Annotated in this window: 21 protein-coding genes; 1 reads left to right on the plus strand and 20 read right to left on the minus strand. The window is 43.7% G+C overall.

Going from position 1 to position 24,137, the window contains the following annotated elements; all coding sequences use genetic code 11:
* Positions 1-6: 6 nt before the first annotated feature.
* From EL84_RS31035 to EL84_RS29140, 13 genes are all read right to left on the minus strand, one after another.
* Positions 7-3,858 carry a type I polyketide synthase gene (locus tag EL84_RS31035; RefSeq protein WP_053061646.1) on the minus strand — a complete coding sequence of 1,284 codons (3,852 nt, stop codon included), beginning with the start codon at positions 3,856-3,858 and terminating at the stop codon, positions 7-9.
* A gap of 20 nt (positions 3,859-3,878) precedes the next feature.
* The gene (locus tag EL84_RS29085) at positions 3,879-6,443 is read right to left on the minus strand and encodes a non-ribosomal peptide synthetase (protein ID WP_053061647.1); all 2,565 of its coding nucleotides are present in this window, start codon (positions 6,441-6,443) and stop codon (positions 3,879-3,881) included.
* Between the two features lie 23 nt (positions 6,444-6,466).
* Positions 6,467-7,174: a thioesterase II family protein gene (locus EL84_RS29090; RefSeq protein WP_047843975.1), complete on the minus strand. Its 708-nt coding sequence runs from the start codon at positions 7,172-7,174 to the stop codon at positions 6,467-6,469.
* Positions 7,175-7,262: 88 nt separating this feature from the next.
* Positions 7,263-8,069: a helix-turn-helix domain-containing protein gene (locus EL84_RS31040; RefSeq protein ID WP_053061648.1), complete on the minus strand. Its 807-nt coding sequence runs from the start codon at positions 8,067-8,069 to the stop codon at positions 7,263-7,265.
* A 74-nt stretch (positions 8,070-8,143) separates the two neighbouring features.
* On the minus strand, positions 8,144-8,950 hold the full coding sequence (locus EL84_RS29100) for a phosphotransferase family protein (RefSeq protein ID WP_047843976.1): 807 nt from the start codon (positions 8,948-8,950) through the stop codon (positions 8,144-8,146).
* Positions 8,951-9,093: 143 nt separating this feature from the next.
* The gene (locus tag EL84_RS29105; protein WP_047843977.1) at positions 9,094-10,290 is read right to left on the minus strand and encodes an acyl-CoA dehydrogenase family protein; all 1,197 of its coding nucleotides are present in this window, start codon (positions 10,288-10,290) and stop codon (positions 9,094-9,096) included.
* Positions 10,291-10,382: 92 nt separating this feature from the next.
* On the minus strand, positions 10,383-10,664 hold the full coding sequence (locus EL84_RS31045) for an acyl carrier protein (protein WP_076252870.1): 282 nt from the start codon (positions 10,662-10,664) through the stop codon (positions 10,383-10,385).
* Positions 10,665-10,938: 274 nt separating this feature from the next.
* On the minus strand, positions 10,939-11,376 hold the full coding sequence (locus tag EL84_RS29115) for a GNAT family N-acetyltransferase (RefSeq protein WP_047843978.1): 438 nt from the start codon (positions 11,374-11,376) through the stop codon (positions 10,939-10,941).
* Between the two features lie 245 nt (positions 11,377-11,621).
* Positions 11,622-12,521, minus strand: a complete 900-nt coding sequence (locus EL84_RS29120; RefSeq protein ID WP_047843979.1) for an ROK family protein — start codon at positions 12,519-12,521, stop codon at positions 11,622-11,624.
* Positions 12,522-12,549: 28 nt separating this feature from the next.
* A complete protein-coding gene (locus EL84_RS29125; protein ID WP_047843980.1) occupies positions 12,550-14,022 on the minus strand; it encodes a glycoside hydrolase family 32 protein in 1,473 nt (490 codons plus the stop codon).
* A 25-nt stretch (positions 14,023-14,047) separates the two neighbouring features.
* The gene (locus EL84_RS29130) at positions 14,048-15,655 is read right to left on the minus strand and encodes an ABC transporter substrate-binding protein (RefSeq protein WP_152683088.1); all 1,608 of its coding nucleotides are present in this window, start codon (positions 15,653-15,655) and stop codon (positions 14,048-14,050) included.
* A gap of 55 nt (positions 15,656-15,710) precedes the next feature.
* Complete coding sequence (locus EL84_RS29135) at positions 15,711-16,592, minus strand: carbohydrate ABC transporter permease (protein WP_036617174.1); 882 nt, start codon at positions 16,590-16,592, stop codon at positions 15,711-15,713.
* 16 nt (positions 16,593-16,608) lie between these two features.
* Positions 16,609-17,469 (minus strand): ABC transporter permease, encoded by an 861-nt coding sequence (locus tag EL84_RS29140; protein ID WP_223200008.1) that lies wholly within the window; start codon positions 17,467-17,469, stop codon positions 16,609-16,611.
* A 540-nt stretch (positions 17,470-18,009) separates the two neighbouring features.
* On the opposite strand from EL84_RS29140, the gene EL84_RS29145 reads away from it, so the two are divergent.
* Complete coding sequence (locus tag EL84_RS29145) at positions 18,010-19,086, plus strand: LacI family DNA-binding transcriptional regulator (RefSeq protein WP_047843982.1); 1,077 nt, start codon at positions 18,010-18,012, stop codon at positions 19,084-19,086.
* 118 nt (positions 19,087-19,204) lie between these two features.
* On the opposite strand, the gene EL84_RS29150 is transcribed toward EL84_RS29145, so the two are convergent.
* The 7 genes from EL84_RS29150 to EL84_RS29175 all read right to left on the minus strand — a co-directional run bounded on the left by EL84_RS29150 (position 19,205) and on the right by EL84_RS29175 (position 24,137).
* Entirely contained in the window at positions 19,205-20,023 is an 819-nt protein-coding gene (locus EL84_RS29150) for a purine-nucleoside phosphorylase (RefSeq protein ID WP_036617166.1), read from the minus strand.
* Positions 20,024-20,188: 165 nt separating this feature from the next.
* Positions 20,189-20,359 carry a hypothetical protein gene (locus EL84_RS32090; protein WP_161799454.1) on the minus strand — a complete coding sequence of 57 codons (171 nt, stop codon included), beginning with the start codon at positions 20,357-20,359 and terminating at the stop codon, positions 20,189-20,191.
* 197 nt (positions 20,360-20,556) lie between these two features.
* Positions 20,557-21,558, minus strand: a complete 1,002-nt coding sequence (locus tag EL84_RS29155; protein WP_047843983.1) for an endo-1,4-beta-xylanase — start codon at positions 21,556-21,558, stop codon at positions 20,557-20,559.
* Between the two features lie 239 nt (positions 21,559-21,797).
* A complete protein-coding gene (locus tag EL84_RS29160; RefSeq protein WP_082219168.1) occupies positions 21,798-22,145 on the minus strand; it encodes a hypothetical protein in 348 nt (115 codons plus the stop codon).
* 135 nt (positions 22,146-22,280) lie between these two features.
* Entirely contained in the window at positions 22,281-23,153 is an 873-nt protein-coding gene (locus EL84_RS29165) for an aminoglycoside phosphotransferase family protein (protein WP_047843984.1), read from the minus strand.
* 33 nt (positions 23,154-23,186) lie between these two features.
* A complete protein-coding gene (locus EL84_RS29170) occupies positions 23,187-23,615 on the minus strand; it encodes a GNAT family N-acetyltransferase (protein ID WP_053061650.1) in 429 nt (142 codons plus the stop codon).
* Positions 23,616-23,657: 42 nt separating this feature from the next.
* Positions 23,658-24,137, minus strand: coding sequence for a DinB family protein (locus EL84_RS29175; protein WP_047843986.1), 480 nt, complete (start codon positions 24,135-24,137; stop codon positions 23,658-23,660).

Consider the following 24,137-nt stretch of genomic DNA (forward strand, 5'->3'; position numbering starts at 1 on the left):
GTCCCCCTACATCTTTTGAAGGTTGATGATTGCTTCATCCAGATCCATTGCTCCACGTTCGATCTCATCGAACAGATTCTCAAGATCTGTATCCAGTTCCTCTTCGAAAGTTTCCTTTTGAGGAGACTGGTGAGGCTTCTGCTTTTCTGTGGTGCTCATATAAGTAGTTAGTCTGGAGATACTTGGATATTCAAACAGATCGGTCAGTATGAGTTTTCCAGGGTAAGTTTTATCCAATTTCAAGAAAATCTGCTTAATCATAATAGAGTCTGCACCGAGTTCGAAAAAGCTGTCATGTACATTCATCTCTTTAATGCCTAAATATGGTCCAACTATATTCGCAATAGTCCGGTCCATCTCCACGGAAGATTCTAATTCAAGTTCATACTCTTCCGTTGGGATCTGAACAGTAGAAGCGGATTCCTTCTTCATTGATATTTGCTTTGCTCTCTCCGGTATTTTCATCAATTTTTGTAACCTTTGTCCGATATTGGCATCAAGATGAAAGTGGTAGTTATTCAAAATGTTTAAATAGGGTGAATCCCAGTTCATTTCCCCCACCAGCAAACGGTCGGTCTGTTTTCCCATTATTTCGAACAATCGATCCAATGCCCAATCTTTAGGCATCGCTTTGAATAAGGTGTCAAAATCAAACCCGGCTCTGGAAGCCATGCCTACCTCTTTCCAGGTAGTCCAATTCAGCGATATCGTACGCATCCCTTTGCGGTTCCGCATCGGGGCATAGGCATCCTGATATGCATTCGCGGCGGCATAAGCAGCCTGTCCAGTAGAACCAAATAACGTAGCGACGGACGAGAACATGACTAGAAAATCCGGCTGATCTTCGGCTGTTAGCTGATCCAGCAGATGAGTCCCCTTCACTTTCGGAGCCAGCATTGCTGTAAACTCTTCCTCGGTCATCTGGTCAGCATGTTGTGTACTCCCAACGCCTGCTGCATGGATGATGCCACGTATACATCCAAAACGACTTCTTAATTGTTCAATGGCTTGACTTAACTGATCTGCATCGGCAACATCAGCTCCGAGATACATCAACTGTCCGGCCCGTTTCTCCATATCAAGTAACCGAAGAAGCTTACTTTTTAGATCTGGTGAAGTATTTTTCGCATTTAGAATGATGTCCCAATTGTGACGTTTGGGCAGTGCCGTTCTTGCAATCAAAGCCAGATTCATACGTCCAAATGATAGCAAGCGTTCAGCAATCTCCATCCCCAGACCACCAAGTCCACCTGTAATAATGTATACGCCGTCTTCTTTCCAGTTCATATCAACATCAGGCAAGGAACCCACATCAGCAGGTGCGAATTCAGCTTGATATGCTTGTCCATTTCTAATCGCCAAAGACTTCTTCTCCAACGGCCCCAAAATGTAACGCAAATACTGAGAGATATCCCAATCTTGGTCAACATCTATACAGAAGCATTCGAGATTCTGAATCTCACGCTGTACCGTATGTCCGAAAGCCAGCATCGCCGAATTCTCCGGATACAGAACCTTCTCGTCACCCGTCACTTCATTAGCAAAGCTTGTCACCAAAATCATCTCAACCTGCTCTGCAAAGACGTGTGAGCATGCCTTGGTAAGTCTCCATACAGACATAAGACCTTTGTCCAGCCTGTTTTCCTTATTTTCTAAATGGTCAAGTGATGCTAAATGCACGATCCGATAGGGACCTCCAAAGGACACTTCCAGCAAAAGTTTGATATAATCACTCTCGTTATTTCGAATTACATATGTCTGTGCATCCTGTTGAAGGTAAGATGTTCCCAATATCACTTCGATAACTGCTACTCCAGCTTCACGAATTTGGTTCACCAACTGGGTTGCATGTAGCTGTGTATCATTTCGTATTAATAAAACACGTTCAACATTATGGATGCTGGATGAGTTAATCTTGCCGATCTCGCTCCAAGGCTTCCATGACAATGAATAATACATCGCTTCTTCCTCAGTCTGTACTGAATTATCGGGGTTAGTATCAATCCAGCACTTACTCTCCTCAAATGAATATGTGGGCAAGCTCAACTTGTTATAGGTCACATCTGGATAGATTCTTGACCAATTGATCTGAGCACCGCCTTGATAATGTGTGCACAACTCCTCTAGCACGGTTGCTCTATCACATCCTTCGATATGCCAGTTCGAGATAAGTTCTTCTATAGTGAATAACTGATTTCTTTTCCTAAATGTATCTTGTTCATATTTACCGGTCTTGGGTTCTGCAAGAAAGTCGTTTAAATGCTGCAGCAATTGATTCAACGAACTGACCACCCACACCGCTCGGTGTGCATGATGCTGTCTTCCAGTAGCTGCTGTGCAGCATACATCCCTCACATCGGCCTTCGGGTTCTCATTGATCCACTTCACATATGATTGCACCTGACGGGAGAGATTTCCGGATGATACACTTGAGATCAAAAAGGGATAACGGTCATCGCGCCCCAATTCCACTGATATGTTCGGAGCTTCTTCCAGTACAACATGACAATTGGTGCCACTTAACCCAAATGAACTGACTCCACATCTTCGAGGAGTGGCCGCTTCCCACTCCCTTGAAATGACATTGACATAGACTGGTGATGTATCAAATTCAAATTTTGGGTTTGGCTTATTAAAATGAAGTGTAGAGGGAATACGTTTGGATCTGAGTGCCATAATCGCCTTCAGCAGACCCGCTAATCCTGCACTGTCGTACAAATGGCCCACATTGGACTTAACCGATCCTATGGCACAGAATTGTTTTCTGTCCGTAAATCTGCGAAAAGCCGATTGGATTCCTTCCAGTTCAATCGGGTCCCCAATGAGCGTACCTGTCCCATGTGCTTCCAGATAGGAAAGACTCTCTGGATGAATTCCAGCATCACGCCAAGCATGAGTCAGTACTTTTTCATGAGCTACCGCATTGGGCGTTGTGATCCCTGCCGAATACCCATTCTGATTCACAGCTGTGCCTTTTATGACTGCATACACATGATCATGATCCCGCAATGCCTGTTCCACAGGTTTAAGTACAACACTTACTACACCCTCACCCATTCCTGATCCATCCGCATCTTCATCAAAGGTTCTTGTTGTTCCATCACTGGATTCAATACCGATTTTGTAATACTCTTTATCCAGTGGAATCATATTCAGCCTGATCCCTCCAGCGATAGCCATATCACAACTTCCTTCACGTAATGCACGTACTGCCATATCCAGAGCAACCAGCGAAGAGGAGCATGCTGTGTCTACAACCATAGCCGGCCCCGTCAGATTAAGTAGATACGCAATTCTTGCAGGAATGATGGACGAAAGATTACCTACGGTGGCGATTGGTAACATGTCCGGGCTTAATTCCTCGACCATCTGTTTGTACTTGTAACCTTCTTGATCTCCGATTACCCCCACGTACACCCCTGTTGAACTTCCAGCCAAACGGTCACCACCATAACCTGCATCCTCAACCGCACGCCATACCGTTTGCAAAAACAATCGTTGGACCGGACTCATCAGCTTGGCTTCCTGTGCACTCATACGGAAGAAGGAATAATCAAATTCATCGATTTCGTCCAGATAAGCTCCGTTCAAATAACGTACATGCTCCAATGAACCTTGCTTGTGAAGCAAGTATTGATCCAACTGGCCCTTTCGATGATTGGGCAATTCCCGTATGCAATCAATTCCATAATCAAGCATCTTCCAAAATTCATCCAGCGACTCTCCGGTCGGCAACTTCGCACCGATACCTATAACAGCTATATCATGTCTATTATCCGTTGTTATATCCATTTCAGTAGTAGTGTCCTGGTCATCTTCTTCTTCCCATTGCTCTCTGTCGAACAATTGATCAAGCATGGCCGTCCCCCTATGAAATTTCATTTCAATTCCGGTTGTACCAATAGTTGAAGTCCTCTCACATAATTGGCAATAAGACGTTTCACACGGCTCTGTTTTAATTTACGTCCATTAAAACGACAATTGCACTGCAGAATATCACCTTCGTCAGACACTAGGATAATCAGATCGTAATAGTTCAGTACATCGTCCGATGCCTTGAACAGATGCTGTTCACCATATAAAGGAATAATTGCCCACTCCGTGCTGCTTGTTCTGATCTGGCTCATCTGCTCGACGGGAAACGCTCGATCCGAAGGCATGGTTATGATCTGTTGATGAACATTTTGAAAGAGCTCTTTCATTGTCTTGTATTGATCGAAATTCAATCGTACAGGTGTGATCATTCTCGCTGTACCATAGGATACGTGCATATCAATAGAGGGTTGTTCTGACAACGTGTGTAACAAGTAAGCATACATAGCTGATGCCAACACATGAATACTGATCGCTTCGGATTGTGCAATCAGTCGCATATCCTGTACCAATGAAGCTGGGAGAGTGAATTGATACGACAAGGCTTCGTAACCTCGATCCGTATGGAAAAAGCTCCGATCCATCCGTACAGGCTCCATTTCCACTCTGTCTTGTCTGATCAGATTCGCCCATGAGACAATAGAGGTATGTGAATACAAGCTGGAAATTGCCATTTTGTCTGGAAATGCATCATCGATTGCCTCATGAATCTGCGTTACTTTTAGCGAATCGAATCCAGCTTCAGCCAGGTTATCCGTTACTCCGACATTCCTAAGTCCCGCTACGGACTCAACAATCTCAATCAGCTTTTGTTCGATATGATCACGAGCTGGTTGTACTTCTTTGTTCTCCTGGATATGGCTTAACATGCTCTGAATGGATTGTTCGATTTCACTAAATTCTCCTGTTTCGTACCGCTCCTGAAGCCTGTAACGTTGAAATTTTCCACTCGTCGTTTTAGGAATTTGCTTAATGGGCAGCACGGACTTGAGTTCAATCCCCATCCGCTGCTGAATATGTGCTTTGGCTTCTCCAACTCTTGGAATAAAAGATGGCAAGTCCTTTTTATACAGTACAAACATTACAACGCTTTCCGATCCTGTAAGTGGATTGGAGACACCACATACAGCGACTTTCCCCAGATCAAACTGCTCCAGTTCCTCCGTTACACGTTCAATATCATGCGGATATACGTTTTGACCATTGATAAAGATAATGTCCTTGATTCTGCCCGTAATGACTATTGCGCCATCATTCATAAATCCAATATCTCCAGTACGAATCCATCCATCGGCTGTACTAGCTTTTTCCGTAGCTGCTGCATTGTTGTAATAACCGCTTGTTACACTCAATCCTTTAATTTGAATACTGCCCAGCACCAATTCCTCGACCGGCTTATCATAATCATCACATATTCGTACATCACAGTATTGAACCGGCTTGCCTACTTCCACAAAAGAAACAGCATGTTCTGAGCCCGGTTCAACTTCTATGAATGGTTTCCCGGTCTCCAAATATCTTCTGTCCAGTACATAACAAGTCAAATCACCGACGTTACCAAAGGAAACACCAACGGTTGCTTCGGCCAAGCCGTACGCCGTCAGCATTGTATTGGAAGCCAACCCATAAGGACTCATCGCCTCCAGAAAATTGAAACAAAGTGCCGGAGATATCGGCTCAGCACCGTTCATAATAAAACGTACCGAAGACAAATCGGTTGATGCAAAGGTTAGTGGATTATATGAATCCAGAAAATATTTATAAGCAAAATTCGGAGCATATAGTTGGGTGACACGGTGTTCAGAAGTTTTGGTTAACCATAATGTAGGGTGACGGATGAATAAGGAAGTCGGCATAATAAACTGTTGCAGACCTTGGAAGGTACTTGTAAGATGAAACGCAATCAGACCCATATCATGGGTCAGGGGTAACCAACTCAAAGAACGGTCATTAGAGGAGATTTGGGTTGCTATATTCATAGCTTGTATATTTATCATGACATTGCGGTGTGTAATTACTACACCCTTGGTTTGTCCTGTAGAACCTGAAGAAAATTGGATAAAGGCTATGTCATCCGGCTGGATGCTAGCTTCAATTCCCTCAACAATAGGTTCCTCTCGTACGTTCGAGATGTCCTGTACTACGAAGATTCGGGCATGCATTTCACGGACAACCTCTTCCAATCCATTCTTCCGGGCAAACTTGTCCAAGCTTTCCGTGAGATCCTGATCAGCAGCAATAAACGGATGATTCAACGTTTTCCACACATTGTAAAGCTTCATTCTTTGCTCCTGATTTCCGCCTACGGTTATCGGAACCGGTATGATTTTTCCAAGCGTGCAAGCCCAAAAGGTGACAATAAACTCTTCTTCCGAGTTCAGTTGGAAGATCAATTCATTACCCGGCTGCATCCCAAATGCTTGAAGTTCTCCTAATCGGATTTTGGCTGATTGCAGAAGGGATTGGTACGATACAACCTTTTCTTCTTTGCTGCCATTCAGAAAAGTAATACCTCTGTCTGTGACTGAACCAAGGGAGTTAAATAATTGAGCCAAGTTATCCATGCTCATAACTGGAACACACTCCTTGTCAACTAGATTACGTAAGGTTGCAGCTTTTCATTTATAATTCTCGTTGTTTCCTGAATATTATCCTGGATATAGAAGTGTCCTCCATCCAATTTGACAATGTCACATTGTGAACCAGCGTACTTTTTCCATCCGATCAGATCGCTAGATTTCACTCGGGTATCGCTTCTGCCAGTTAACACGGTAATATCACTCTGAACCTTGAAAGGCTTGGGCTGAAAACGATAGAGTTCGACAATCCTGAAATCGGCTCTAAGTACAGGTGCAAATAACGAAAAGAGCTCTTTATTGGTAAAGACCTCATCCGACGTTCCACCCATGTTCTGAATCGTCTCTCTGAACTCTTCGTCTGGCAATGCGTGAATATTCTCATCCTTGAAAATATGTGGTGCACGATTGCCTGAAAGCATCATATGTTCAGGCAATTGTTTCGTTGACTGTGCAAGTCGGTAATATAGTTCGAGCGCCATCCAGCTTCCCATGCTATGTCCGAAAATAGCATAAGGCCCATGAATTAGTGAGGAAACCGTGGGGTAGATATCTTCAATCGCTTCTTCAAAGCTTTCATAGAATGGTTCCCCCACCCGAGCGCCTCTTCCTTTTAATTCGATCGGTATTACGTCAATAAAAGGGCTTAAAGATGATTTCCAGCGATGAAAAATCATGGCTGATCCACCTGCATGAGGCAAACAAAAAAGTTGAATTTTCTTCATTAGCCCTATCATTCCTCGTATTCTTATTTTTATCGTAATTTATCATTTTACGTAAAAAAATACAATATTTTCTGTGTTATTGAATACATTATGTAGATTGAATAGATAGGGGCAAATCTCCCTTGTTGCTTCTGAATTGATTGCGATGTTCGGTCGGACTTTTGCCCACTTTTTTCTTGTACATTGCACTAAATTGTGTACTAGAACTGTACCCTAGCTTCGTCGTAATTTCAGAGATTGGAAGATCCGTCTTGGTTACGTACTCCTGTGCCTTATCCACCCGAATCTGCTGTAGGTACTTCAGTGGCGAAACATTGAAAACCTTAGAAAACAGATTACACAGATACACAGGATTATAACCAACCATATCCGCCAGAAATTGCAGAGTAATTGGCTTCTCATAATTGTTTTGGATATACTTGCATATCATGACCAAGTTCCGTTTGACCGAGTCCTCCCGATCCGTTTCCGGTCGCATCATATTAGCGAGATTCGTCTGATAGTAACTGGAGTATACTTCAAGAAAATCTCTTTCAGCTATTTCAATGTCCTCTCTACTCTCTACCGTTCGGTTCAACAGACTTACAGCAAGATCATAGTGTTTACTACCATTCTCACTTAATATGTGACAGCTTGGCAGTCGCTCAAGCAGATCCGATCCAAAAATAATACCTCTCATTTTCAGAACAGGTTTATCGTAATTTTGCAGTCTTATTTTATTTGCCAGCAGCACAGCCCCTGCTTTAACCTGCACCGTTTTGCTAAACACACTGATTTCCAATGCATCCATAACCTCAAATATGGCAATCTGTCTTCTGAGAGACAAGTCAAATAGATGTTTTTTTTCACGGACGACCATATCATAAGAAACAACAGAACGTAGTTGGAAATCCATTATCGTTAACCTCCTGATTGTTTTACGGACGGTTTTGACAAGTACGGTGCTATACATTCATTCCTAATCTTGATCTAAGTTGTGTTGAATTTTTTAAGCTGATTACGAATGTAATCCAATAAATCTTTTTTTTCCTCAGGTGGTATCCACTCCGTTAGTCTGGCTGCAGCAATGGGAAGAACCCATCGATGTATCTCGCGAATGTCCATGCCCGAGAGAGACAAGTAATACTCGATATACGCTTTACTCATCCTGCTTTTGATTATCTTCAGCAGAACTTTCATCATCAATGGAGCGCCTTTGGGCAAATTTCCGTATTTTAATAACACTAGCGTCCTTGCCACATCTGCTGCTGGACAGCCCGATGCGCCTGTCATCCAGTCTATGATCCAGGATTCTTTGCCTGTAATCACATTATTGGGATGGAAATCCCCATGACATAGAGATCTGCCTTCCGGCAAACTATGTACATAGTCCATGATCTGTTGCTTCTCAATGTCCGATAGATCACTTGCGTTTGATATATTCTTCTCTAATACAGTCTTATGCTTTTGTTGAATCCGTTCACCCGATTGCTGGTGTATTTGATGATGAAGTGCTGCCATCTGCCTTGCTCTGCGCTCAATGGACCATGGTTTAATAATCATCTCTTCCAAAAGTGTCCTTCCACTAGCCAACTCAAATATGATACCTTTACGATTATTGATCGTCACCATATCAATTGTTTGTGGGCATTTAACTCCAAGTTCCAAAACGATTCGAGTATTATCAAACTCATGCTGAATCGCTTCCGCAGAGAAATCTTCTCTGAAAAGTTTCAAAATTGAAGTTTCACCATGTCTGAATATTTCCGCTGTCTGTCCCTGCCCAATCCGTTTCAATCCTAATCAACTCCGTATCTTTCCTAAATCAATTATGGTAAAACATCAAAGAACCTAATGATCAAGCCCTTTTTTCATAGCATAATGAATGATCCTGCCTAATGCAAAAAAAGGGCTCTTCCTTAGGTCCTGCAATGCAAAATCTAAACGTTTCGATTCGCGCTATCCTTAACTTTTTCCGCTTTATTTGAACGTCTCATTTCACGGCGGTGTGTTACAACCTCCTGTGTTGCGATTAAAATCTCATGCATTTGAGTCGTGCCTTCGATAATTTCATTGATCCGGGCATCCCGATAATATCTCTCTACGGGATAGTCTCGATGGCAACCATTGGCACCATGAATCTGCACCGCATCACTCGCAACTTTATTCACCATGGTTGAAGCAAAGTATTTGGCAGTCCAAGTTTCCATAATGCTCTCTGGATCACCCACATCTCTTAAATATCCTGCTCTGTAACACAGCATCCGTGCCGCTTTCATATTTACTGACATTTCAGTGATCATTTTTTGTATCATTTGATTCTCGCGTATAGCTCTTCCGAATTGGATTCTGGAATTGGCATAATGTACCGATGCATCCAGACATGCCTTGGCTAAACCTACACAGCCACAAGCGATCGTGTATCTTCCATAATCCAGACAAGGTAGAGCAACATGTGATAACCCTGTACCGACTTGACCCAGGAGGTTTTCCTTCGGAATACGACAAGAATCCATTTTCAGTTCAGCAATCATCGATGCTCTCGCTCCAAGTAACCCGCTCATAGGTTCAACGCTGAACCCAATGGAATCTCTCTCCACAATAAACGCTGTCGGCTTGTTCTCACATTGGGCAAGAATCAAAAATACGTCTGCAAGCTGCCCCATGGTGATCCATTTTTTATGACCGTTAAGTATGTATTCGTCTCCGTCTAATACGGCCGTTGTTTCAATACTTTTGGCATCGCTTCCAACACTCGGTTCTGTCAATCCGAATGAACCCAAAGTTGTTCCCGTAGCTAATGCAGGCAACCAGTACTGTCTTTGTTGCTCCGTTCCCCAACGCAAGATCGCTAAACCCACCATCCCCTGAACGGTTAACAAACTTCTGACAGAGGAGCACCCACGTCCAACCTCTTCATTAAGAATCCCGATAGTGATATTGTCCAGTTCCATCCCGCCATATTCTTTTGGCAACATGGAGCCCAGATAACCAGCCTCTGTTATTTTCGCAAGGAGTTCCGGGTGAATTCGTTCTTCGCTGTCATTTAAACTAGCATATGGAATAATCTCGCTGTCTACAAAATCCTTGAATTGTTCCTGCCACATCAATTGCTCCGCATTCAGTTCAACTTTCATCACATATCACTCCTGATTTTGAGGTTATAAGTCCAATAAACGGAATTCGATGCTGTGATTGTCTGATATGAGCTTGTGTCGTCATTTTCCCTTTATGACTCATTGGGAATCTCATAATTGATGCACTTACGCAAACTGTCTTTCAGATGTTGCAATGTTGTGAAGTTCTCCAATTCAAGATACTCATCGTCCATCTCAATATTGAATTCGTTCTCCAAGGCAATGATCAGTTTGATAAATGAAATGGAGTTTAATCCAAGAACTCTTAAATCCTCATCCAACGCACTTACATCCAGCTTTTGTTCAGAAAACATTTCCACGACCTGATAGAAGTGAATATCAAACTGATCATAAGCCACAGGATATTCTTGCAAAAAAGATTCCTCCTCGATGTGAGACATGTAATCTTTGAAAATCCATTTTTGTGACACCATTTCTGTGATCAGAATCTGTTCGAACGTTTGCCTAAGAGTATAGGAATCGGAACAAAAAAGTCCTACATTTTGTAAATATTCCATATATTCTCTGACTTCGATACTATCATAATCTTCCTGAGTCAAGCAATCACTATTGCCATGTATTCACAAATATTTAATAGGTTTCCACCTTCGAGATGATATCCCTATCTTGCGACAAGGATTCATTCTCTCAAAGGTGCTTTGACATAAATACATCGACCTCATCTTCACTGTCCAATATAAATCCAAATCGTTCATACAATCGCCGAGCAGGGCTTCCCTGCAAAACATTTAACATAACACGTTTCCCCTGAACTTCATCCTGTTCCAGCAGCATGTTCAGTACCTGAGTTCCTATTCTCTGGCCTTGATAATTGGGATGTATATAGAAATGTTCCAATAGATATGCCTCAGACTTGGGCTTCAAAGCTACACAACCTACCATTGAACCCTCCACTTCAATAATCTGTGTCTGGGCAGGATTGAATGTATTCCGGAAACGTTCACGCACCTTCACATCATCGTACCTTCCCAGTCTCGTTAGATCATCGTATAATACCAAGGCTCGCAAATCAGCGAGTTGCTCTTGGTCTGCCTGTACAGCTTGACGCATTGTTATTGGGTTCATTTGTTGAATTCCTTTCCAGTGGAGACACGTTAATTTTTGAATGTCATATCGCACTATAGAACACTAAAAATCATACCTTTGGCAGCTCACTTGAGCAATATCGGATTTTAGAATGTACTATATTTTTCAAACCTATTGAACTCCTCAAAAAAAATAAAAAAGCCCAAAAAGGATGGTGCAGTCTTGCTTATACCAATAAGCGAACCTGCAGCCATCCCTTCTGGGATGTAGATTATTATTGAAAACTATGAAACATGTGAAGCTTGTGCTGCATGTTGCAATGCTTCCAGACCCAGTGCTAACGCACCACACAGGCCTGCATGCTGGCCCAATCCGGGCTGCACAATATATTGGTCGATATGTTGCGTGATTGGGGCTGCATTTACATAACCATTGAGATTCCGCACTACCTGCTCCCGAATCATAGGAAACAGATGATCTTGCTGCATCACACCACCACCCAAGATGATCTTCTGCGGCGAATGAAGCAGGATGGCCGTTGTAATCGACTCCGCAATGTAAAAGGATTCGATCTCCCACGCCGGATGATCTGCCGGCAGTTCACTGCCAGGGATCTGCCAACGGGCTTCAATGGCTGGTCCTGCAGCCATACCCTCCAGACAATCGCCATGATACGGGCATAATCCGGCAAAGTGATCGTCTGGATGGCGTCTTGTGCGAATATGTCCACCCTCGGGATGTAACAATCCGTGGACTCGTTGGCCCCCTGCCACAAGTCCGACACCAACTCCTGTGCCAATCGTGTAATATACACAGTTATCCAGCCCTTGAGCCACTCCCCAAGTCACTTCACCGAGCGCGGCAGCATTCACATCTGTATCCCATCCAAAAGGAACCGAAAATTCATGCTTCAAGGTTCCAACCACATTACAGTTTCCCCACCCAGCCTTAGGTGTGGTCGTAATATAACCATAGGTGGGACTATCCAGTTGCAGATCAATCGGACCAAAGGAGCCGACCCCTATGGCTTCCACATCTTTATCCCTGAAATAGTCGATCACCTTGGCAAGAGTGGTCTCCGGATGTTCTGTTGGAAAGCTGATCCGATCTTCAATCTGTCCATGTTCATTACCTACACCACATACAAACTTTGTTCCGCCCGCTTCTATGGCTCCAATGCGCATCATTCTGGGCTCCTTTCCTTCATTACAATTAACCTTTAGCCTTGGTTGATGATATCTCATAGATATGAAGTGAAGAGAAGACCAGATCTGTATTTTCGGCATGAGCAGAGATGCCTTGGCAATCCGCATCCGGATAGATCAGATCCGTAATAACCGCCTGACCATCATTTGCAAATACCTCCACAGATGAATGATCTACAAAGATACGCAAACTTTGATTTCCGTTCACTTCTTTTAACTCAGCTGTATGACGGCTCAGGAAAAGTTCATGAAAATTGCCGATGCCCGATCGACTACGATCAACGTACACTTCACTTCGGATCGAGTCTACACCAACGACCGTCTCGTGATCTGCGCCGCTTCTTAGTGCAAAATGGAACGACTGATCCTGAGTCCACTCTGCATGGATCTCATAGTTCACGAGTTGCAAAGCGTTCAACTGCTCACTCACTTGCTGAATCGAAGCATCCTGTAGGGAAATTACTGGAGTACGGGCTTGCTCAAGTTCACGTGCAGGACGTTGAATCAATATAACTTCTCCCGCTCTTGTCTCCAGTGTCAACTCCCGGGCAATGGTCATTGCTCCACGGTAATCATTGGTTGGCGTCTGGTTGGCATACATCCAGTTGCTCATCCAGCCGATAATGAGGCGTCTTCCATCTTCCTCAGGAACGTCAGACCAACTAACTCCTGCGTAGTTATCCCGACCATAATCAATCCAGCGAATCGTCTGGGATGCCTCGTCTGGGACAAATGTAGTTCCATCAAAATCTCCGGTAAAATATTGTGTTCTGGAGCCTTCAATAAAAGCAGGATCTGCACCGATGCTAACGAGCATCACCCATTTCTCCTGCCCTGAATCTCCATCCACTGCAAGCGGGAACAGGTCGGGGCATTCCCACACGCCATCGTGAGAACCAATCCCGGCGCCAAATTCACTTCCTAACGTCCAATCCTTCAGATTGGGAGAACGATACAGACATACCGTTTGACCACAAGCGATAATCATAACCCACTCCTTGGTCTGCTCATGCCAGAACACTTTGGGATCACGGAAATCAATAAAGGACTCATGCTTTAATACCGGATTACCCTCGTACTTGGTCCAGGTTCTGCCGTTGTCTTTGCTATACGCCAGACTCTGGGTTTGTATGGCATCATGGTTTTCAATTTCAAGATGATGGGTGAAAATAGCAACCAACCCTGGCTCACCCTCAAAGAATCCGCTCGTATTATTCCAATCCACTACGGCACTTCCCGAGAATATAGTGCCATTCTCATCGGGGAGTAAAGCAATCGGAAGTTCCTCCCAGGAGATCAGGTCCCTGCTCACTGCATGGCCCCAATGCATGGGCCCCCATGTGGTTCCATGTGGGTGATGCTGATAGAACAAGTGATACTCCCCATTGAAAAACACCATGCCGTTTGGGTCGTTCATCCACTTCTCTTTCGGTGAAAAATGGTATTCATTTCTGTAATCTTGTTTAAGAATTGTCGACATTATGGTTTCTCCTCCGTACTTTTCTTTATTTGTTATTACGGTCATATCCCGCTTGTTTAATCTGTAGCCATTCTTGCAATCCAAGACGATCCAGCTCTTTCAAGTAAGCATCCCATTCCTGATCTATTTTCCCGTTCTGATACCATTCTGTACGCAGACGTAACACGTAGGCGAAGAGATCGGTCTCAATCGTGGACAATCGATCCAGTTCATCAATGGAGAAGAACACACTTGGATATACGTTCTCTGCTTTCATATGCGGAACCATAACTTTGTCGAGAAGTTCCATCCGCCAAGCCGCATCTTCCGGTTTGGTTGTGTATTTGTCATAATAACTGTCGAGAATGGCTAATGGTCCGGCGATACTGGTTTTTTGTCTAAGTTCCACAGGTGCAGATCCTTCCAGTGGAAGATGCTTCAGCATCCCTTTGGCTTCATCGAATTCAAAAATATTTTGCTGACTCTCGTCTCCATAGGTACCCCAGTTGTTCTGCACAGATTGGAGCGGATCGTACAGTTGGTCTACCCACTTCGCTGTAGATTCCAGGTTTTTATTGCTGCTGGTAATGACCATGCGACCACGATCAAGTCCTATTCCGTTTGTTCTTGTGACATTGACCTCTCCGTTAGGCCCGGCAACCGGAGGCAGAACATCATACGTATCATTCATGCCTGTAATGTTAGCCTTATCCCATGTGAAGTACATGCCGTACTTATTATCCTTGCCTTTCGCAAGATACGTGTTCCAATCCTGCTGGTACGATTCGACATCGATCAGCCCTTCCTTAACCAGCTCATGAATGTATTTAACCGCTTCCTTGTAGCCTTCATCAGCTGCCGTGAAGACCACTTTCCCATCATTGGTTACCACGGTATGATCCCAGTTCTCTCCGAGTCCAAATGCCGCAAAGAGAAATGTCAGATCTTCTCCGCCCGGTTTGTTAATGAAAGATAACGGAATTTCGTCGGCCTTACCATTGCCATTTGGATCTTGAGTTTTGAACGCGATCAATACTTCTTTCAGTTCTTCGGTTGTCGTTGGCATCTTCAGTCCAAGCTTGTTCAACCATTCCACATTAATCCAAGGCAAGTTATCCACTGCCTGAATCCGTTGTTTGCCACTTCCGAGTTCTTCAATCCATGGGAATGAATAGATATGTCCATCTGGAGCCGTGATCATGCTCTTGTATTCGGGAGCTTCCTCCAGCACCTTTTTCAGATTGGGCATGTGTTGTTCAATCATGTCCTCGAGTGGAATGATCGCCCCGTCCTTCGCCAGTTTCAGGAGATCATAATCCCCGTAACCTGCATCAAAAATGGCATCCGGCAAATCACCGCTGGCAACCGCCAGATTTCTTTTTTCTGCAAACACATCACTCGTATAGTTCTTCCAGTTGATATGCACATTGGTTTTCTCTTCGAGACGCTTGTTAATCAGCTTGTCGTTTGGATCAGCGGGAGCCAGCGGAGAGCTCTGTGTTATAAAATTCAATGTCACCTTGCCATCAGGGGATTGCGCCTCACTTGCCGCGCCGCCTCCACCTCCGCCACAGGCGGTTAGAAAGAGCATTACAGATAACATGGAAATGGACGCCGTTGTAACGGCTTTTCTGGACTTGTTTACTTTTTTCATAATAATGACCTCCATGAGTTGGATTGGATCAACTTACTGTATCGCAGGCTGTTCACTATTTGAGGGAACCGACCATGACACCTTTTTCGAAATACTTCTGGAAGAACGGATACATGATGATGAGTGGCAGACTCGAAATGACAATCGCTGAGTATTTAATCATCTCGGAGAGCCGTTTCAGTTCTGCCATCGCGAGCTGATCACTGATCATGCCCGGTGCAGCCTGATTCTGAATCAGAATGGAACGCAGAACGAGCTGTAACGGATGCAGGTTCGGATTATCGAGATAGATCATTGCATCAAAATAGGAATTCCATTGCCCAACGAACGCATAAAGTGCGAGTACAAAAATGATCGGTTTCGACAACGGAATGACGATCTGGAAGAAAATCTTCATCTCAGAGGCGCCATCCACGTTTGCAGCTTCTTTCAGTTCTCGAGGAACTCCTTTGAAAAAGGTTCTGGAGAGAATGATGTTCCAGACGTTAACGGCTCCAGGGATGATGATCGCCCACACCGTATCAAGCATGCCGAGATTACGTATGAGTAGATAAGTAGGGATTAATCCCCCGCCGAAGAACATGGTAATGATAAAGATAATCATGAAAAATCCACGTCCCGCGAGCCTATCATCCGACAATGCATAACCTGCAAATATGGATACGGTCACGGTGATCAATGCAAAGGAAACCGAGTACAATACCGCATTTGCAAACCCCCGGATCATGGCTGGATTGGACAAAATCATCTGATATCCGTCCAGACTCCAGTCCGATACATTAAAGGACAGTCCACGATTCAGTAACACCGTGGGGTCCATGAATGAGGCGATAACAATATAAATCAGGGGAACAACCACAACCAGTACAGCACAGGTGAGAAAGATGGCATTGAGTGTGAGGATCAACCGATCCATTCCCGTGTGTTTAACAACCATGGATAATACTCCTTTCCTAATAGAGGCCTTCGCCTTCATTCAATTTCTTCACAATCAGGTTCACCGTCACCAGCAAAATCACATTGATAACCGAGTTGAACAATCCAACTGCCGCAGAATAAGCGTAATCTCCAGACTGTAGTCCCACCTTGTAGACATACGTGGCAATAATCTCGGAGGAAGGCAGGTTCATGGACGTCTGCATCAGATAGGCCTTCTCAAATCCAATGGACATAATCCCGCCAGCTGCAAGGATAAAGACGATGGCCATAATCGGACGAATCGTTGGAAGGTCAATGTGGCGAATACGCTGAAGGAGATTCGCTCCATCCAGATTAGCCGCATTGTGAAGCTCCGGATCAACATTGGCCAAAGCCGCGACGTATATGATGGAAGCCCAGCCCGCTCCGGTCCAGATATCGGACAAAATGTAGATCCAGCGGAAATATTCCGGTTCAGACATGAACATGATCGGCTGACCTGTAATCCATGTGGCTAATTGATTAATCGGCCCTGTCGGTGAGAGGAAGATGAACAGCATACCCACAACAACGACAACCGAGATGAAATTGGGTGCGTACAGAAACAATTGAATATTTTTCTTGATGCCAGCTTTGCGTACCTGATTCAGCATGAGTGCCAGTAAGATGGGCACCGGGAAACTGAATATCAATCCCAAAAAGCTGAGTTTAAGCGTATTCATTAAAATGATATCGAAATTGGGTGAAGCTATAAATTTCTCAAAATGCTTCAGTCCTACCCAATCACTACCCATGATGCCTTTGATCGGACTGAAATCCTTAAACGCAATGATGGCTCCGTACATCGGAATGTACTTGAAGATAAGAGTCAAAATTAAGGCTGGTGCAAGCAACATATATAAAAAGTAATTTTTTTTGAGCTGCTGTAACCTATGACCGCTTGTCGTCCTCACTTTCAGTACCCTTCCTTCGCCCTTTTTGCTGTCGGCTATGTTATCCAACACGATACCCCCGTTCATTCTAGAAGTTGACAATTGTTTTCAGTAAGGGCTTTCAATATTTACAATTGCCTATTTGATAATTTACAATTTATCAGGTTTCAACGGATTTAGTCAATACGTTTTGTAAAAAAATATTTGTGCATTTGATCATTTCATCTTTGCATTAATGTAACTAAAGAGGATTAATTTTGCATATATACAGCTCTGAATCGTTAATAGCCGCATAGATATTTCTATATCATGACTGTAATAAATCATCATTGTTACACTAGTTAACGAAACTTCTGGAACAATTATGAAAATAGAATTCAACTATCTAAATGTAAATATAATTGTGCATTTGTAAAACAGAGATTGCTATTTGTCCCGTTCTATTATACATTTGACTTAGAGAAGAATATGGATGACTATTGAGGATTAGAGGTGAAGCATTAGATGGCAAAGGAAAAAGTCACGATACAAGACATCGCTGATGCTTTGGGGATCTCCAGGAATACGGCTTCCAAAGCATTAAATGATAGCGGAAACATCCCGGATGAAACCCGAAATCGTGTAATTAAAAAAGCAATTGAACTTAAATATAAACAGTTTGCCTATATGGACAATGAGCATGTTCTAACCAAGGCTCCGGGTAATATCGCCCTGTTAACTGAAAACCTGCCTAATACATCTCACTTTGGTTCGTTGTTAATCAGTGGTCTGGAGAAAAGAATCAGTGCGGAGGGATACAATCTCTCGATTCATATCGTGCGTGAAGACGATCAAGATACACTTACACTTCCCAACAATTTTGATATAGCCAAAGTAGACGGCATCATTTGCATTGAATTATTTGATCTGGAATATACACAGCTGATTACCGATCTGGGCATTCCCACCATCTTTATCGATTGCGCTTCCAACATATGTTATCCCGAATTCCAAGCAGATCTGCTACTCATGGAGAATGAACATAGCATCTATCAGTTAACCACAAAATTAATTGAGAGCGGCTACACAAGTATTGGATTCGTCGGAGATTACAATCACTGCAAGAGCTTTAATGAACGATGGGTTGGATATCAGCGTGCTATGCTGGAGGCGGGGTTGCAGGTCGACCTGTCCCATTGCATCGTAGATAATGATCGCCTGTGTTTCTCCAAGCCAGGATGGTTGAACCAGCGAGTGGCAGAGCTGGCCTCCCTACCTTCCGCTTACGTATGCGCTAATGACTTTATAGCAGTTGATCTGATTAGAGCGTTAAAAGACAGAAATGTCGCTGTGCCACAGGATATTGCGATATGCGGATTCGATAATGCACCCCAATCTCGAATTATTGAGCCAGCATTAACGACGGTTCATATTTATAGCAATGAGATGGGCATTAAAACTGCGGAGATGCTGTTAGCCCGGATTAATAGCCCGACACAGCCATATCAGGTCTCCCACATTGTGACCAAACCCATCATCAGGGAGTCCACACCAGCAATCATGGCCGATCATTCTCAGATGGTTCATAGTTCTGCAAAATAAAAAAAACGTATGTCTCACGAGTAACAGCTCGTGAAGCATACGTTTTTTTGTGGTTTCGATTGGGTTGGATGAAAACTCTATCCTATCCATCGCGGCCTAAATAAAAATCATCTCGCGATTAGATCTCTTTCAAGATGCCTTTTACAAGTCCGATAAAGGTTGTTTTCACTTGCGCAGCCACTTCAATAACTTCATCATGACTTAACGGCTGATCCAAAATACCACATGCCATGTTGGTCAGACAGGAAATGCCCAGTACCTTCATACCGCCATGAATGGCAACAATGGCTTCAGGTACCGTGGACATCCCCACTGCATCCGCACCCATCGTACGAATCATGCGAATCTCCGCTGGTGTCTCATATGCCGGGCCACTCCACCATGCATAGACACCTTGCTGCAAGCCAACATTCTGCTCTTCTGCAACCTTAAGGGCAATACTGCGCAGTTCACGATTGTATACCTGTGATACGTCTGGGAAACGAACACCCAGTTCGGCGTTATTCGGCCCCATCAACGGGTTATTGCCTACAAGGTTAATATGATCTGTAATGAGCATCAGTTGACCCGGCTCAAAGCTGGTGTTGATGGCTCCGCAGGCATTGGTGATAAGCAATTGCTCGACACCCAGCGCCTTCATGATCCGAACGGGGAAAGTCACTTCGTCCAATGTAAAACCTTCATAATAATGAAGGCGGCCTTTCATCGCTACAACCGTTTTGCCCATCAGTTCACCAATAACCAATTCATTGGCATGACCGATAGCCTCCGATTGAGCGAAATACGGAATATCTGTATACGGAATAACGGTCGCATTTTCAATCTCGTCCGCGAGCGCTCCCAGTCCAGAACCCAGAATCATGCCTACGGCAGGTTTGGTATGGATTCGGTTTAATATGTAATCTCTTGCTTCCTGAATATGTGCGGATTGATGCATAATGATATCCTCCTGATGATCTGAATTGAGTTAACGAAAACTGAGTTAATGAGGTGTTACTCATCAAGTGTAATGAACAATGGTCATGATGTAAATGGAAGCTGTTCTATATACAATAAAAAAACGACCCTATGCTCCAGAATCGTTTAAAAACATGGACATACCCTAATCCAATGTATATTTGTTTCTACTTTTCATGTAATCGATTGTCATGATCAGTAACAGCATCAATGTAGCAAACATCAGCGGTTTGGCAAAAGTACCTTCTTCAAAAATATAAAAACTTAATATAAAATTTCCGGCAAAAGTAATTAAATAGTTTCGGATGCAATCCATCTTCTCATCTCATTTCAGGAAAGAATTTGGTTCACCATTTCTTCAACCCTATCACACAATCCCATTTAATACCATATTTTTATCATCCACACAAATCAACACCTCTATCATGCACGAGATAGCTGCACTGTATAATCTATATTGACTACAGCAAAAATCGGCCACATCGTGACCGATTCTCTCCACTTCCCTGATGTTCAGGACATAGGGTTAATGATACGCCAAAATGATTCCTTAGGCTGCAACTGCTGATCAAAAACAAAGGGCCAATTTTTGCGTCCGCGTACCGGGAAATGGTCGAGCCAGGTATAATTGTCGGCCACTCCCCAGAATGTCACAGAGGTAATAGATGATTTGTATTCACGGAACAAATTGAAGATTTCTTCATATCGACGCTCCTGTAGCTCAGCCATCTCCGAAGTTGGCGCGGTGAGGTCCGTTCGACGATCCTCATGACGAAACACGGACATATCCAGCTCCGTAACATGCAACTGCACATCCAGTGAAGCATAACGCTCAATAGCCATTCGGATCTCCTCAATCGAAGGACCATGAATATTCCAATGCCCCTGCAACCCAATCCCGTGTACAGGCGCTCCCTTGTCCAGCAAAGAACGAACCAGATTGTAGATCTTCTCCCGTTTGACCGGATCCGTCTCATTGTAATCATTATAGAAAAGAAGCGCATTTGGATCAGCTTCATGAGCCATACTGAACGCTTGCAGCAAATAATCTTCCCCCACCAGCTCTAACCACTTCGTGTCCCGCATGAACAGGTCGGTCTTATCTTCAACAGCTTCATTGACAACATCCCACGCATATATTTGCCCCTTATACCGACCTACTACCGTATCAATATGTTGCTTCAATCGAGATAATAACAGCTCTCTGGAAGCGGGAGCACCTGGGGTATCCTCAAAGACCCATTTCGATGTTTGATTATGCCAGACCAAAGTATGTCCGCGGACCCCAATCCCTTGGGCAACAGCAAAATCAACAATTTTATCCGCCGCCTCAAAAGTATAACGATCCTCTTCCGGGTGAATTTCTTCGAATTTCATCTGATTTTCAGCCGTGATACTATTGAAGTGTTTGGCGATGAAATCCCCTTCGGACTGCAACATTCTGGTATGTACAGCAGCACCTATTTTGAACGTATTAGCGTACGTAGCATGTAGTGATGGAATTTCAGTTGGCATTTACAATTCCTCCCTGCCAGTTTTTATCCATCATATCGTTTGTTGAATACGCTTACAATGAACAAATTATACTTCTTCCCCCTCATATTTAACTATTTATGATCCTCGGCCCTGTTTGCACAACAAAAACACCTCCACGTATGTCCGACTGCTCATCTAAACAGAACATTTTTCGGAAGGTGTTTTGTGATCGTGATGTTCAATTAAATTCAACTCATATACAAAGAGGATATGAAGCCTTACAGCTTGTCCACCTGTAACAAGGTCACCTGTTTCACTGTGCATGCCGGGTTAATTTGCTCCTCGGACAGAATGTTCAGCTTGATCAGACTTTTTAGCTTATGGCTGTCTACCTTGGACAACAATCGCCAGATGTCCGGGTCTGGAAGAGAAGTATACAGCTTCTGATCATCATATTCTTTGCGGTTCTGAAGTACTGTTTTCACGGTGTAACCACCAACCTGAGTCTCATACACCCCTTGTTCTGCACAATACGCGACAATCTCATCTCGTAGTACAGACAACTGCTGCTCAATATCTTTTTGCTGCTGTTTCAGTTCAAAGTAAGTTTGCACTTTCTGCTCCATATCAATCACGCTCCTCTACTATCATAGGTATGCGAGGATCGCTAGTTTAGGACTGACTGTTTATTTTATTCGAAAAAAGTGGTCTTTCTATTACTTAATTGTATACTGTCGTCATTGTGTATCCCCGTATTACGATTACAGCAGATGTTCATTCAAATACGGATTATGGACAGCCATGCTGTGAACCCTTTCCATTACATCTGGCCCCATGGGGACATCCCCAACGCGCTTTAACAGAATCCAGCGAAGACAAGCTACAGCTTCAAAAACCTGCTCCTCTTCCAGCGTGTACGTATAACTTGCAAAACGTGCAAATTGAGCGCGATACATCTCGCCATAACTTTCCCCATTATAGATGGTGATCAGAAACACAGACCATGCCATATCGTACCTTGGATCACCATACTGCCCATTAGTCCAATCGATGATGGTGTACTGGTCGTCCATCTCAAGAATGTTTCCCAGATTATAATCGCCATGAATCAAGCGGTCCTGTCTGATCTGGACCTGCTGGATCAAGTTTGCCAGAAGATCATTTATATCGTCATGTAATTCAATTTGAGGAAAAAAGTATTGAACAAAATCGTACCTGAATATGTATACTTCATCTGCTCCAGTACCCACTTCATTCACCGGATAACGATGGACCTCCATTAATCGCTCAGCCAAATGTGTCAGTGTGGTATGTGTTAATTGGGTAATCCGCTCTCCATCATAGCTCGTTAACAGCACTTGATTCTCTTGCTCGTCTAATCCCCAACCGTAGGGTTTGGAAACACGAATTCCACTTTGATAAAGCTTGGACAATAGTCGATATTGTTTGGCGATATCCGGTTTGGAATCCTTGTCCCAGACTTTCAAGACGTACCGCTGATCTCCCATTTCGATTTTCATCACAGTTGCTTCTAGTCCAGGTGACAAGGGAATGATCTGATACTCCTGTTTAATCACCTGCTGGATACGTTCATCCAGTTCTACCCAATTCACCTGGCTAAGTTGAATCGTCATCGTTCTCCTCCTTCCATGATACACAAGATTAGATTATAATCGTTTATCAAATACCTTCTGCCATTTCTTCTCTTCATATCCGATAGCTATATAAAACCGATGTGCAGATTCCCTTTTTCCGTTACAACGTACCCGAATGTTATCAAAGCCGTTAACCCGAGCCCATTCCTCGCATTCGCTCATGATTGTCTTACCAATCCCCATCCCTTGATGAATCCCATCCACAACTAGTCCACCAATCTCGGCAAAAGATGGACTCTCAATGGAATGTCTTCCCTGTACATGGCCCCAGCCTACGACCCTCGAATCAATCTCAGCTACACATACATAATGGTCTGGTAAGGAAGAGAGAAGAGTTAGTCTCTCCTTGATTTCTTCAGTTGTGCTGACATAACCCAGTTGATGAGATAATTGGCTCATCACTTCGCCATCCTGAATCGTAGCTCTCCTGCAATGAATCATCACTTCTCCTCCGTTCATTCATGTCATGCCGCTCTCTCCCTGTTAGTCAGGTATAATCAGGCCTTTGCCAATGACATTGGCGGATACTGGCTGTTTGCCCAATTCTCTGGCCCATACCGACAGCTGTCCCATATGGTGAATCTCATGGGCGATCACATGTCGCATAACTTCTCCCCATGAATCTGTACTGGCCTTGCCAGCTGAGCGATGATCAATATAAGCTCTTTTTTCAATACTCGAGTCCCATGCTGTAACAAATGCCTCCACATCAGGACGTAACTTGCGATCGAGTTGCCTTACCGCCTCAAGATTCTGGTAGTTTGCAAAATCTTCTGCATCATCCGGTTTGCCCTGAAGCAGCTGAAGCCAGCTCCACTCTACATCAATGATATGAAATAATGTTTGTAATATGTTGCCTACTCCGCCCGTACGAGGCCGAAGCAATTCTTCAAGCGGTACATCTTCACACCAGACATACCATTGCTCACGCACCATCCAGTTATAACGAAAGAATGTTTCCAT

The sequence above is a fragment of the Paenibacillus sp. VT-400 genome, assembly GCF_001029205.1.
GTDB classification, from domain to species: Bacteria; Bacillota; Bacilli; order Paenibacillales; family Paenibacillaceae; genus Paenibacillus; species Paenibacillus amylolyticus.

Bases quoted from the DNA above. Each gene is read 5' to 3' on its own strand.
- EL84_RS31035 (WP_053061646.1), bottom strand. From the start codon at position 3,858: ATGCTTGATCAATTGTTCGACAGAGAGCAATGGGAAGAAGAAGATGAC.
- EL84_RS29085 (WP_053061647.1), bottom strand. From the start codon at position 6,443: ATGAGCATGGATAACTTGGCTCAATTATTTAACTCCCTTGGTTCAGTC.
- EL84_RS29090 (WP_047843975.1), bottom strand. From the start codon at position 7,174: ATGAAGAAAATTCAACTTTTTTGTTTGCCTCATGCAGGTGGATCAGCC.
- EL84_RS31040 (WP_053061648.1), bottom strand. From the start codon at position 8,069: ATGGATTTCCAACTACGTTCTGTTGTTTCTTATGATATGGTCGTCCGT.
- EL84_RS29105 (WP_047843977.1), bottom strand. From the start codon at position 10,290: ATGAAAGTTGAACTGAATGCGGAGCAATTGATGTGGCAGGAACAATTC.
- EL84_RS29115 (WP_047843978.1), bottom strand. From the start codon at position 11,376: ATGAACCCAATAACAATGCGTCAAGCTGTACAGGCAGACCAAGAGCAA.
- EL84_RS29120 (WP_047843979.1), bottom strand. From the start codon at position 12,521: ATGCGCATTGGAGCCATAGAAGCGGGCGGAACAAAGTTTGTATGTGGT.
- EL84_RS29125 (WP_047843980.1), bottom strand. From the start codon at position 14,022: ATGTCGACAATTCTTAAACAAGATTACAGAAATGAATACCATTTTTCA.
- EL84_RS29130 (WP_152683088.1), bottom strand. From the start codon at position 15,655: ATGAAAAAAGTAAACAAGTCCAGAAAAGCCGTTACAACGGCGTCCATT.
- EL84_RS29135 (WP_036617174.1), bottom strand. From the start codon at position 16,592: ATGGTTGTTAAACACACGGGAATGGATCGGTTGATCCTCACACTCAAT.
- EL84_RS29140 (WP_223200008.1), bottom strand. From the start codon at position 17,469: ATGTTGCTTGCACCAGCCTTAATTTTGACTCTTATCTTCAAGTACATT.
- EL84_RS29145 (WP_047843982.1), top strand. From the start codon at position 18,010: ATGGCAAAGGAAAAAGTCACGATACAAGACATCGCTGATGCTTTGGGG.
- EL84_RS29150 (WP_036617166.1), bottom strand. From the start codon at position 20,023: ATGCATCAATCCGCACATATTCAGGAAGCAAGAGATTACATATTAAAC.
- EL84_RS32090 (WP_161799454.1), bottom strand. From the start codon at position 20,359: ATGGATTGCATCCGAAACTATTTAATTACTTTTGCCGGAAATTTTATA.
- EL84_RS29155 (WP_047843983.1), bottom strand. From the start codon at position 21,558: ATGCCAACTGAAATTCCATCACTACATGCTACGTACGCTAATACGTTC.
- EL84_RS29160 (WP_082219168.1), bottom strand. From the start codon at position 22,145: ATGGAGCAGAAAGTGCAAACTTACTTTGAACTGAAACAGCAGCAAAAA.
- EL84_RS29165 (WP_047843984.1), bottom strand. From the start codon at position 23,153: ATGACGATTCAACTTAGCCAGGTGAATTGGGTAGAACTGGATGAACGT.
- EL84_RS29170 (WP_053061650.1), bottom strand. From the start codon at position 23,615: ATGATTCATTGCAGGAGAGCTACGATTCAGGATGGCGAAGTGATGAGC.
- EL84_RS29175 (WP_047843986.1), bottom strand. From the start codon at position 24,137: ATGGAAACATTCTTTCGTTATAACTGGATGGTGCGTGAGCAATGGTAT.